General features: G+C 64.1%; 11 protein-coding genes and 1 pseudogene. 3 read left to right on the top strand and 9 right to left on the bottom strand.

The features are described from left to right. Window positions 1-306: pseudogene (locus tag ACYP01_RS06270) on the top strand (TIGR03767 family metallophosphoesterase); the annotation flags it as partial. A 19-nt stretch (window positions 307-325) separates the two neighbouring features. Here the strand turns inward: ACYP01_RS06270 and ACYP01_RS06265 are convergent. Then, the gene (locus ACYP01_RS06265; RefSeq protein WP_054782245.1) at window positions 326-886 is read right to left on the bottom strand and encodes a potassium channel family protein; all 561 of its coding nucleotides are present in this window, start codon (window positions 884-886) and stop codon (window positions 326-328) included. A 161-nt stretch (window positions 887-1,047) separates the two neighbouring features. Here ACYP01_RS06265 and ACYP01_RS06260 point away from each other — a divergent pair, with 161 nt between their 5' ends. Then, window positions 1,048-2,637: an Hsp70 family protein gene (locus tag ACYP01_RS06260; protein ID WP_459678969.1), complete on the top strand. Its 1,590-nt coding sequence runs from the start codon at window positions 1,048-1,050 to the stop codon at window positions 2,635-2,637. A gap of 18 nt (window positions 2,638-2,655) precedes the next feature. On the opposite strand, the gene tsaD is transcribed toward ACYP01_RS06260, so the two are convergent. The 7 genes from tsaD to ACYP01_RS06225 all read right to left on the bottom strand — a co-directional run bounded on the left by tsaD (window position 2,656) and on the right by ACYP01_RS06225 (window position 9,207). Beyond that, a complete protein-coding gene (gene tsaD, locus ACYP01_RS06255) occupies window positions 2,656-3,693 on the bottom strand; it encodes a tRNA (adenosine(37)-N6)-threonylcarbamoyltransferase complex transferase subunit TsaD (RefSeq protein ID WP_054827677.1) in 1,038 nt (345 codons plus the stop codon). Beyond that, complete coding sequence (gene rimI, locus ACYP01_RS06250) at window positions 3,690-4,184, bottom strand: ribosomal protein S18-alanine N-acetyltransferase (RefSeq protein ID WP_373938941.1); 495 nt, start codon at window positions 4,182-4,184, stop codon at window positions 3,690-3,692. Before rimI ends, tsaD begins: the two co-directional genes overlap by 4 nt. A gap of 10 nt (window positions 4,185-4,194) precedes the next feature. Next, window positions 4,195-4,878, bottom strand: a complete 684-nt coding sequence (gene tsaB, locus ACYP01_RS06245; protein ID WP_270008036.1) for a tRNA (adenosine(37)-N6)-threonylcarbamoyltransferase complex dimerization subunit type 1 TsaB — start codon at window positions 4,876-4,878, stop codon at window positions 4,195-4,197. A 107-nt stretch (window positions 4,879-4,985) separates the two neighbouring features. Beyond that, window positions 4,986-5,477: a tRNA (adenosine(37)-N6)-threonylcarbamoyltransferase complex ATPase subunit type 1 TsaE gene (gene tsaE / locus ACYP01_RS06240; protein WP_003940673.1), complete on the bottom strand. Its 492-nt coding sequence runs from the start codon at window positions 5,475-5,477 to the stop codon at window positions 4,986-4,988. Beyond that, window positions 5,467-6,519, bottom strand: coding sequence for an alpha/beta fold hydrolase (locus ACYP01_RS06235; protein WP_003940782.1), 1,053 nt, complete (start codon window positions 6,517-6,519; stop codon window positions 5,467-5,469). Before ACYP01_RS06235 ends, tsaE begins: the two co-directional genes overlap by 11 nt. After that, the gene (alr, locus tag ACYP01_RS06230) at window positions 6,516-7,718 is read right to left on the bottom strand and encodes an alanine racemase (protein WP_459678965.1); all 1,203 of its coding nucleotides are present in this window, start codon (window positions 7,716-7,718) and stop codon (window positions 6,516-6,518) included. The genes ACYP01_RS06235 and alr overlap by 4 nt, the downstream gene beginning before the upstream one ends. Window positions 7,719-7,773: 55 nt before the next feature. Further along, on the bottom strand, window positions 7,774-9,207 hold the full coding sequence (locus ACYP01_RS06225; RefSeq protein ID WP_459678963.1) for an NAD(P)H-hydrate dehydratase: 1,434 nt from the start codon (window positions 9,205-9,207) through the stop codon (window positions 7,774-7,776). A gap of 38 nt (window positions 9,208-9,245) precedes the next feature. On the opposite strand from ACYP01_RS06225, the gene ACYP01_RS06220 reads away from it, so the two are divergent. Continuing rightward, window positions 9,246-9,617: a plastocyanin/azurin family copper-binding protein gene (locus ACYP01_RS06220; RefSeq protein WP_003940908.1), complete on the top strand. Its 372-nt coding sequence runs from the start codon at window positions 9,246-9,248 to the stop codon at window positions 9,615-9,617. Between the two features lie 53 nt (window positions 9,618-9,670). Here the strand turns inward: ACYP01_RS06220 and glmS are convergent, their stop codons facing one another. After that, on the bottom strand, window positions 9,671-11,533 hold the full coding sequence (gene glmS / locus ACYP01_RS06215; protein ID WP_003940837.1) for a glutamine--fructose-6-phosphate transaminase (isomerizing): 1,863 nt from the start codon (window positions 11,531-11,533) through the stop codon (window positions 9,671-9,673). Window positions 11,534-11,633 lie beyond the last annotated feature (100 nt).

Here is an 11,633-nt window from a genome sequence, read left to right as displayed (position 1 = left end):
ATCACCCCGTGGCCCGGCGCGACCCCCGAGCAGGGCTTCTGGGAGATCAACACCGCCTCTCACATCGACTACCCGCAACTCGGACGCATCATCGAGATCGCGGACAACCACGACGGAACGGTGTCGTTGCTTGCGACGCTCTTCGAGGCGGAGAGTCCCAATTCCGTCGACTACAGCGACAAGTCGGCGGCCGGGCTCGCCTCGCTGTACCGCGAACTGTCGTTCAACGACATCCACCGCGACCCGAAGCTGACGGGTACCGGCGTCGACCAGAACGTCGAATTGTTGGTTCACACCGGACGATGACTCCGATTGCCGCAGTGTCCTAGGTGATTTCAGGTCCGCTCGAAGGCGAGCGGTGCGATTTCGCCCACGACACTGCGGCAACGACGAATCGAACACCGAATCCGATCAACACCAGATTGCAGACGATCTGAAGGCTCACGAGCCCCCGGGCAAGGTCCGTCTGCGCGGCGATGTCACCGAATCCGACTGTCGAGAAGACGGACAACGAAAAGTACAGCGCCGCCATACGCGACAGCGGTTCGGTGAAACTGCCAGGGCTTGCATGCTCCACCGAAAAATAGGTGATGGACACCAACAACAAGTACGTCGGCATCACCACCGCCACAGCTTCGACCGCCTGCAGAGATGGCACATCGGAACGCAGAATTCGCCACACCTGCCAGGTGGTCACGGCAAGTACCGCGGCGCCTCCACCGATCAAGAGGAAGATTGCACTCGCGGTATGTACATCGATCCACGGCAGAAAGAAATACGCGCATCCGAAGGCGATCACCGTCAGCGTGGGCCGAAGCACTGCACCACGGATCAGCGCGCGTCGTCGTTCCCGGTCGATGTGGGGAGAATCGCCTTTTTTCCGCATGAATCAATGATCGACAATTTCGCAGGTAAAACCACCCTTTCGGTCCGAAAAGGACGTCACGGAGACGAAAAGCACTGAGCAATCCTCACGAACCTTCTGTAACGTTCATATAACGGAGGTCGATTGAACATTGACCGGTATTGACTGTGAGGAGGTGTGCGATGAGTTGTTCACTGGGAATTTCCACTGGATCTTCCGGTGTCTATTCAGCACTCGTCGACACCGATACCAGCACAAACGCGCCAGGCGCCGTGCCTGCCGAGACTCGCTTCGTCTCGGCGGATCAGGCCAATTCCAACGTCGGTGACCTTGTCAGAGCATCCATCAAGCTGATGACGACGCAGGTAACGGACGGATCTGAAGCGCCGCGCTCGATCGGTGTCAGCTATCGCACGGACGATCAACTCGCGAGCATCAGGTCATCTCTTTCGCGCTCGCCGAAGCAGGTCCGTGCAATCCCCGAGCCTGCCGCCGTACACGCGTATCTCGCCGAGACAGGGAAAACCGAGCGGTACGACACGACAGCTCAGGTGGACGTCGGTGATCAAGGTCTGACGGTGTCCGTCGTCGACCACACCGGTGAAGTTCTGCACTCCGACCGTATAGACGCCCTCGCAGGGGCCGGAATCGACCGGGCATTGGTCGACTTCGTGACGGAGAAGGCGCCAGGGCACTTGCGCCGGTACACCGACGCGGAACTTCTTACCGCCCGGTGCCATGTCGCCAAAGAGCAACTGTCCACGTCCACCAAGGTGACCATCGACCTTCCGATCGACGCGATGGCGATCACGCGCGACGAGTTCGAGGCCATCATCGCCCCGGATATCGAGCGCGCCGTCACCTTCATCCGTGAAGTCGTGAAGGGCTCACCGCGGCCCGTCGGTGCCGTTGTACTCATCGGCGGTGGCGCACACATTCCGGCCGTGCGGTCCGCCGTCGCCGCTGCCGTCGACGTCCCCATGGTCGAGATCGTCGAGCCCGAGACTGCGGCAACCAAAGGTGCTGCACTCCTGGCAGATTCGATCACCGCAATTCGTTTCCCGCTGCTGGGCTCCGGAAGTGACCAGCGCTCCGGATCCACCGCCAAGGTATCGGGAGCGTTGATCGGTGCGCTCGTGGTCGGCGGACTGGTACTCGGTTACGGCGCAAAGGAATTGGTACCGACCGACGACACCGCGGTCTCGCCCGTCGGAACCGGGTCGACCACGACGACGGTGAGCCCCGAAGCGACACCGAGCACCGGATCGACGATCATTCCGTCTCATGATCCTCTGCCTTCGGTAGCCGGCAGCACGTATCCTCGGTACGGGTATCCCACCACCCCGTTCGACTCGCAGCCTTACGACACGCACTCGTACACAACGCATCAGTACACACTTCCGCCTGCGCCGATCCCGGACACCTCGACGACAACCACGCCGCCGACCACGACAACGACCACTCCGAATTGGCCGACCATTCCCGGAATCACGCTGCCCGATCCACCGGCGTGGTGGCCGACGCTGCCGGACACCGAGGCGACGCCCCCGGTCGATCCGACCGAGGCAAACCCCGGCGGCGGTCTCGGCCCGGGTGAGAGCGGCGGCGAGAACCCGACGACGCCGGAGACTCCTGGATCCGGTTCCACCGAAACCGAAATCACTACCCCTGGTGGTGGTGATCAGACGACGAAGCCCGGTGAACCGAATACCTCGATGCCCGAAAACGGTCCCGCGACCACACCGGATCGGGAACCCGCCCCGGTCGGCTGATTCTCAGTCGGCCGATTTTCAGTGCATCAACTGGCTGACCGAGACCGACAGCCCCGGGTCCGTCGCAACACTCAATTCCGAAGGGCCTGCGCCGTTTCCGATCAGGTGAGCGGCCAACGATGCGATCATCACGCCGTTGTCCGTGCACAGTCGAGGTTTCGGAATGCGCAACGTGATGCCCGCTTCGGCGCAGCGCTGCTCGGCGAGTGAGCGGATACGCGAATTGGCCGTGGCGCCGCCGCCGAGAACCAACGTGTCGACCCCGACGTCCTTGGCTGCACGCACTGCCTTCATCGTCAGGACGTCTGCAACCGCTTCCTGGAACGAGGCAGCGATGTCCGGGATCGAAAAGGTCTCGCCTGCGCGCTCTTTCGATTCGACATAGCGCGCGACGGACGTCTTGAGTCCCGAGAACGAGAAGTCGTGCCGCGAATCGCGCGGCCCCGTCATGCCGCGAGGGAAGGCGATTGCGTTCGGATCTCCCTCTTGCGCAGCAGCATCGAGTGCCGGTCCACCGGGAAAGCCGAGTCCGAGCAGTCTGGCCACCTTGTCGAAGGCCTCACCGGCGGCGTCGTCGACAGTCGTGCCCAGTTCGACAATGGGCTTGCCCAGATCTTCGACGTGAAGCAGGTGTGTGTGACCGCCGGAGACCAACAATGCGACGCACGAGGGCAACGGACCGTGCTCGAGAGTGTCCACCGAGACGTGACCGCCGAGATGATTGACCGCATAGAACGGGATGTTCCATGCTGCCGCATAGGCTTTCGCTGCGGCTACACCGACCAGCAGCGCGCCGGCCAGTCCGGGTCCGATGGTGACGGCCAGCGCGTCGGGCTTCTCGATACCGGCGGCAGCAAGGGCACGGCGCATCGTCGGCACGATCGCCTCGAGGTGAGCCCGCGAGGCCACTTCGGGAACCACTCCCCCGTACCTGGCGTGCTGATCCACGCTCGATGCCACCTCGTCGGCCAACAATTCGCAGGTTCCGTCACCGTTCCAGCGGACGATACCGACACCTGTTTCGTCGCAAGAACTTTCGACACCCATGACGATCATGCTTGCTGCTCCTCAATTTCGCGGACACCGAGCACGGCAGGCCGTCTCATCGTGTACGCATCTGCCCCACTGGGCTGGTAGTACTTCTTTCGTGTTCCGACGATCTCGAATCCTTCGCGCCGGTACAGCGCGATGGCAGGTTCGTTGTCGGTGCGCACTTCCAGGAACACCGGGCACTGCCGTGAATCCGCCAGAGTCAGAAGCGCATCGAGCAACGCGCCGCCGATTCCGAGCCGCTGAGCCGAGGGAGCTGTACCGATGGTGTGAACCTCGGCCTCCATGTTGGGCGACGCCCCCAACAATGCGACTCCGGCGTAGCCGAGGACGTGACCGTCAGGCTCCCGGGCAACGAAGTAATGATTATGTGCGCCTGCAAGTTCCGAGACGAACGCTTGTGCACTCCAGGGTCCGTCGCCCGCGAACAACGCGCGCTCCAACTCCGCGCACCGTTCGGCGTCATCGACGTTCATCGGCTCGATGCTGTACTTCATCTGCTCTGTCTCACTTGCCACGTTCTGCAAGGGTCTTCGCGTCCGGGCGTCGGAGGTACAGCGGCTCCAGCGGGGCCGGAACCGAGCCGGCCAGGATCTCGCGAGCAGCGACTGTCACCAACCCGGCCGGTGAAGGTGTCTCCGCCGGGTCGACGGGTAGATCGAAGAAGTCCACGTGCGAAGCGGATCCGGCAATCAGCGTCGAAGGCGCAGGATCGACGTCGCCGGCGGAATTCACAGCCGGTCCTTCGACGCGCACTCCGCCGTCATAGCGCGCCCAGTAGATCTCGCGACGCCTCGCGTCAGTCACGACGAGCAGGCTCTGTGTGGTCGGTACCGCAGCCGCGATCGCATCGAGGCTGCACACGCCGTACACGGGAACACCGAGTGCGTCACCGAAGGCAGCGCCCGTCGCCATGCCGACACGCAGTCCGGTGTACGGCCCTGGCCCGACACCCACGACGACGGCGTTCAAGTCGGCCGGTGTGAGTCCTGCCTCGGCGAGGCATTCGAGGACGTGAGGGGTCAGGACCTCGGCGTGCGCACGAGGATTGACCGTGACACGCACGGCAAGCGTCTCCACTGTGTCCGGTGACTCTGCGTCCAGTGACACTGGGTCCGGTGACGAAGCCGACAGGGAGACGACTCCGGCAGTGACTGCCGGAGTGGAGGTGTCAATTGCGAGAACAAGCACGATTTCTCAGGGTACCCGCACGTGAAGAACTACTTCCGGCCCGGGAGGGTCACGACGTCTGTGACACGAAACGCCGTTTCACGACGTCTGTGACACCAAACTCCGTTTCACGACGTCCAGGACCAACTCGCAGTCCGCACATCCGATTCGGGTTCCCGATGAAGCTGCACTCGCAGGTGCCGTTCGACGAGCCTTTCCACGACGTCACCACCCCATTCGACCACCACCACTGCATCGGTGAGGTCGGTGTCGAGGTCGAGGGCATCGAGTTCGTCGAGCGCATGCGGTCCGCTGTCTCCCAGCCGGTATGCGTCCACGTGGATCATGCCGACGGGAACTCCGCCGCCGGGGCGGGTGCCCGGACGATGCTCACGAGCGATGACGAACGTCGGGGACGTCACCCGGCCCTGCACCCCGAGCCCGGCGCCGATTCCGCGCGTCAACGCGGTCTTGCCTGCCCCGAGTGGACCGTCCAGCACCACCAGGTCGCCGGCAACAAGTCCCGCCGCCAAGCGTCGGCCGAAAGCCTCGGTATCCTCGGCCGTTTCCAACGTGATCTGTCCGGACACGGGAAGTCCCGTGGAGTTCTCAGCCGACATCGGACCGCTCTTCTACCTGCGCTCGCTGCACCAACTTGTCGATTGCGTCCGTCACGATCGCCGGGAACTCGAGCTGCACCAGATGGCCGGCCCCGTGAACTCGCACGAGTTCGGATTCGGGGAGATCGGCGGCGAGACGCTTGGAGCTGATGAACGGAATCATCATGTCTTGATCGCCGCAGATCACGACTGCCGGTGTGTGCGCGAGGACCTCGAGAGAAGCAGACTCGTCGTGTAGTTCCAACGTCCGCAGGAAATTGACGATGGTCACAACCGAGGTCCGGTCGAGCATGCCGTCCGAGAGTTCATGCAGCCGTGGGCTGACATCGGTGCCGTACGAGGCCGCACGCAGGATCGGCGTGATCAATACTCGCGCAGCGCCCCGGGCATGCTGAACTACTCCTGGTGAGGTGCGCACTGCCAACCGGAATCCGTCGATGATCGGATTCTGCAGATTGCGGGTCAGGCCGGTCTCGGCCAGGCCTGCCGCCGTCGTCGCGACCAGCCCCACGCCGATGACTCGGCCCTCGAACCATTCGGGTCGCTGACCGGCGAGCGCGAGTACCGTCATGCCGCCCATCGAGTGACCGACCAGAACTATCGGCCCCTTGGGTACCTTGGCCTCGACGACGGTCGCGAGGTCGCGGCCGAGCTGAGAAACCGTACAACTCTTCGAACGCGGCATGCCCGAGTCTCCGTGTCCGCGCTGGTCGTAGAACACCATGCGAACCTTGTTGCCCCATCGCTCTTCGAGCTGGCGGCGCTGGAAATGCCAGGACAGCGCACTCAGGCAGTATCCGTGCACGAAAACGACCGTCAGCGGAGCGTCGTCCGGTCCCACTTCGCGAACTGCCAGCTCGACACCGTCCTCGGTGCGCACCGTGCTCTTGCGGTCGCGCGTCATGAGGTCGAAATCCTCGTCCGCGTAGATTTCCCGGCCTGGACGCGTCGCGGTCTTGAATGCGTTCACACCGGCCATCGAGCCGAGCGCCACGGCGCTGAGCAGGCCACCGAGAATGCTCATCTTTCCTGCAGTCTTCATGACGTCTCTCCCCCGATGTACGTACGCACAGTGCGTCCACGTATCCCGGTCACGACCTCGTAGTGAATGGTGTCGAGTACGTCGGCCCAGGCCTGCGCGTTGGGTTCGCCGTGATCGCCGTTGCCGAAGAAGATCGCGGTGTCGCCTTCGCGAACTCCGTCACCGTCCGGACCCAGGTCCACCAATACCTGGTCCATGCAGATTCGCCCGACAGCCTGGCGACGCTTACCGCCCAACTGCACTTCGAACTTGCCACTCAGTGAGCGAGACAAACCGTCGGCGTAGCCGACGGGAAGCAGCGCCAGAGTGGTGTCGTGCGGTGCGACCCACTGATGCCCGTAGGAGACGCCCTCTCCGGCGGCTACCTTCTTCACCAGAATCACCTTCGCTCGCAGCGTCATCGCCGGTCGTAAACCGAAATCTCCGAGTTCGGGCACCGGAGACAATCCATATATCGCGATTCCCGGCCGAACCATGTCAAACCGCAGGTCAGGACGGGTGACTGTAGCAGCGGAGTTGGAAAGATGAACGACTTCGGGGTCGAATCCGCGAGCGCGGACGTCGGCAACCGCGTCGATCAAACGCTGCTTCTGCATGTCGATGACGTCGTGATGCGGTTCGTCCGAGTGCGCGAGGTGAGAGAACACTCCGCGCAGCCTGATCGTGCCCTGGTCCCGCGCAGTGGCGAGGTCGTCGAGCATCTGCGGCCACTCGGTTCTCGATACGCCGTTGCGATTGAGACCGGTGTCCACCTTGAGCGTCACCGTCGCCTGTTGTCCCAGAACCCGTGCCGCGCCGACGACAGCGGCCAGGTGTCGCGGGGAGGACACGCCGATCTCGACGTCCGATCGGATCGCCGAGGCGAAATCGGCGTCGACGCCGTGCAGCCAGGCAAGGACGGGAGCGGTGATGCCTGCCTCGCGAAGGACCAGTGCCTCCGCGATGGTGGTGACGCCGAGTTCCCGGGCTCCCGCCGAGAGCGCCGTCCGCGCCACCGCAACTGCGCCGTGGTTGTATCCGTCCGCCTTGATGACCGCCATCAACGCTGCATCCCCGGCAAATTCACGCAGAACACGCACGTTGTGCGCGATCGCGTCCAGATCGACGACTGCCTCCGTCTGCGGCCCTACTGCGTCGTCGAGTCGGCTCGCCTTCCCCTCCGCAGGCTCCTTCGGTGCTCTTCCCTGGGCAAGCGTCATGGCGACAATCCTGCCACCCACGCAGAATCGGACACGTGTTCGGGTTTGAACACCCTCAATCGAGGGCAAAAGAGCGAAGCACACGCACCGATTCCCGCAGACCTCCCAGCAGGGGTGAAGCCGAAATCGGTGCTCCGGCGACATCGCTCTGACCGCCGGCAGCGGCGATGTTCGCAGCCAACGCGTGAGCCCGCGCCCCGACGGCCCCGGCTTCGAGAGGGCTCAGACCCGCCGCCAGCAACGCACCGATCACACCGGAGAGGATGTCACCCGAACCTGCCGTCGATGCCCAGGAGCCGCCGGCGTCGTTGACCAGCACCTCACCGCCGGGATCCGAGATCACCGTCGTATGGCCCTTCAGCAGGACCGTGACTCCGAGGCGTGCGGCAAGAGCACGCGTGGCCGCGATCCTGTCGTCGCCAAGAGTTGTGAATCGAGCGAACTCGCCGGCGTGGGGCGTCAACAGTGTCGGCGCGGTCCGGGCTGCGACAAGTTCGGGACGCTGAGCGAGGAGGGTAAGTCCGTCCGCATCGACAACAACGGGTACATCAGTAGCCAGCACCGACGCCAGAAGTCGCGCGGCGTCGTCGTCGGTACCCATACCGGGGCCGACCACCCACGCCTGAACTCGCCCGGCGGCTCGGTACGTCTCACTCGCAATCACCTCCGGGAACCGGGCGAGCACCTCGGTGGCGCCGTGCCCGGCGTAGCGGACCAGGCCGGCGGTCGCGGTAACCGCGGCACCGGTACAGAGCACGCCCGCGCCGGGATACTGCTCACTTCCCGCAACGATGCCCACCACACCCTGCGAATACTTGTCGTCCTCCGGACCGGGCACCGGCCACAGCGCACCGACCTCCTCCGGATCGAGCGAACCGAAGTCGGGTTCGCCGACGCTCAATCCGATGTCCACGAGTTCGACACGACCACACAGCGGAGCCGCGAGTACGTGTACCGGCTTGAGCGCACCGAATGTGACCGTCACATCAGCGGTCACCGACGGGCCGTCCACTGCGCCGGTGTTCGCGTCGACGCCGCTCGGAAGATCGACCGCCACGATCGGTGCATCCACCTGGCCGACGAGATCGGCCGCGTCAGGCCGTAGACCGCCGTGCCCGGAAATCCCGACGATGCCGTCGATCACCAGATCCGGCGACCCGACTTCGGCGGCGACTCGGCCGCCGGCCTTCAAGAGAGCATCGAGGCCCGCCCGATGAGCGCGCGCCGGATCGAGCAACACGGCCCGCACGCTCACACCTCGTTTGCGGAGCAACGCACCGGCCCACAGGGCATCACCGCCGTTGTCGCCCGTACCGACCAGCAGCGTCACCGACCGATGCGCGACCGACCCTGTACGGGAACGCAATTCGTCCGCGACTACTCGCGCAAGACCGTACGCCGCTCGACGCATCAGCACCCCGTCGGGCAGCTTGTCGAGCAGCGGCGCCTCAGCTGCTCGCACCTGATCGGCTGTGTAGTACCCACGCATGTCGGAACCCTTCAGTTGCCGTCGCTACCCTCGAAACCATGAAATCACGTCTTCGCCCGGCAATCGCGGGTCTCGTGCTCGCTCTCGGTCTGGTCGGGTGCAGTTCCGGCACCGACTCCACACCACCGGCTCCGGAAACGACGGCCAGCGGACCCGTGGTGACCATCTCCGGGATGGCGTACTCCCCCGCGTCCATCACCGTGAATGTCGGCGAGACGGTCACGTGGGTGTTCGACGACAACGGAATGGCCCACGACGTCAACGGCCTCGGGGACGCCAAGGGCAAACTCCGCAGTCCGCTCAAGAAATCGGGAACCTACACCTACACGTTCACCGAACCCGGAACCTACGACTACACCTGCACACCGCATCCCGAGATGCGCGGAACCGTCGTCGTCGAGACGCCGTAACGCGCTCGGGCCCCACAGTCTTGCGACTGCGGGGCCCGATTTTCTAGCGAAAGCTACTCGACCGTAACCGATTTCGCCAGGTTACGCGGCTTGTCGACGTCGTAGCCACGCGCCGCGGCAACCTCGGCCGCAAAGATCTGCAACGGAACAGTGGACAGCAACGGCTGCAGCAGAGTCGGTGACGCCGGAATCTCGATCAGGTGATCCGCGTGCGCCGCGGCGACGGTGTCGCCTTCCTCAGCGATGACGATAGTCGTCGCCCCGCGCGCCTTGATCTCCTGAATGTTGGACACCAACTTCGAGTGCAGGACAGCGCGGCCCTGCGGCGACGGCATGACGATGATGACCGGAAGGTCCTCCTCGATCAAGGCGATCGGGCCGTGCTTGAGCTCACCGGCGGCAAAGCCCTCGGCGTGCATGTACGCGAGCTCCTTGAGCTTGAGCGCACCCTCGAGCGCCACCGGGTAGCCGACGTGACGCCCCAGGAACAGCACGGTCGACGCGTGCGCGAACTGGCGCGCCAACGCGCGCACCGGTTCTGCCGTCTCGAGTACCTTGCTGACCAATGCGGGCATCGCTTCGAGGTCGGCGTACTCGCGGGCGACCTCGTCCGGATACTTGGTTCCGCGAGCCTGTGCCAAAGCCAAACCGACGAGGTAGTTCGCGGTCACCTGCGCCAGGAACGCCTTGGTGGACGCGACCGCGATTTCCGGTCCTGCCCGGGTGTAGAGGACTGCGTCGGCTTCACGCGGGATCTGTGCACCGTTGGTGTTGCAGATCGCCAGGACGCGTGCCTTCTGGTCCTTGGCGTGCTTGACAGCCTCGAGCGTATCGGCCGTTTCCCCCGACTGCGAGATTGCGACAACAAGCGTCGAGCGATCGAGAACCGGGTCGCGGTAACGGAATTCGCTGGCGAGTTCGACCTCGACAGGTAGACGCGTCCAATGCTCGATCGCGTACTTCGCCAACAGACCGGAGTGGTAAGCGCTACCGCAAGCGACAACGAACACCTTGTCGACGTCGCGCAGTTCCTGATCGGACAACCGCTGCTCGTCGAGGACGATCTTCCCGTTCTCGAAGTGGCCGAGGAGCGTGTCGGCGACAGCAGTCGGCTGCTCTTCGATCTCCTTGAGCATGAAGTAATCGTGACCACCCTTTTCGGCGGCCGCGAGATCCCAGTCGATGCGGAACGGGCGTCCTTCTGCCTCGTTACCCGCGAAGTCGGAGATCCGGTAGCTGTCGGCAGTGATCACCACTGCCTGATCCTGTCCGAGTTCAACCGCATCGCGTGTGTGCTCGATGAATGCAGCGACGTCGGAGCCGAGGAACATCTCGCCCTCACCGACACCGACTACGAGCGGTGTCGAGCGGCGCGCGGCGACAATCGTGTCCGCATGATCAGCGTGCGTGAAGACGAGCGTGAACGCACCTTCCAACCGACGAACCACCGACAGCGCACTCTCGATGAAATCACCTGCCGTCGGCCCCTGGGCGTACGCCCGGGCGACGAGGTGAACCGCGACCTCGGAATCCGTGTCGCTCTGCAGTTCGACGCCTGCAGCCTCGAGCTCCGCACGCAGCGGGGCAAAATTCTCGATGATTCCGTTGTGAACGACAGCCAGCTTGCCCGAGGCATCACGATGCGGGTGCGCATTGCGGTCCGTCGGACGCCCATGCGTCGCCCAACGGGTATGGCCCATACCGGACGTACCGACGAAGTGATCCGCACCGTACTCGCCGAGCTCCGCCTCGAGGTTGGCCAACTTACCGGCCTTACGCTCGATCTCGACCCCACCGGTTCCGTCGAGAATCGCGATTCCCGACGAGTCGTACCCGCGATACTCCATTCGTCGCAAAGCCTCCACCACAACGCCCAGAGCTGGGCGGTGGCCGACGTATCCCACGATTCCGCACATGGTGACTCAGGGTACTTGGACATCGGCGGTGGGCGCATTTTGCGGTTCCCGCACCTGGTTGCAGCGTCCGCTCCGCATACACGAGGCGGCTCATCGGATA

The organism is Rhodococcus sp. no. 34 (assembly GCF_054589475.1).
This window is presented reverse-complemented; position numbering and strand designations above follow the sequence as displayed.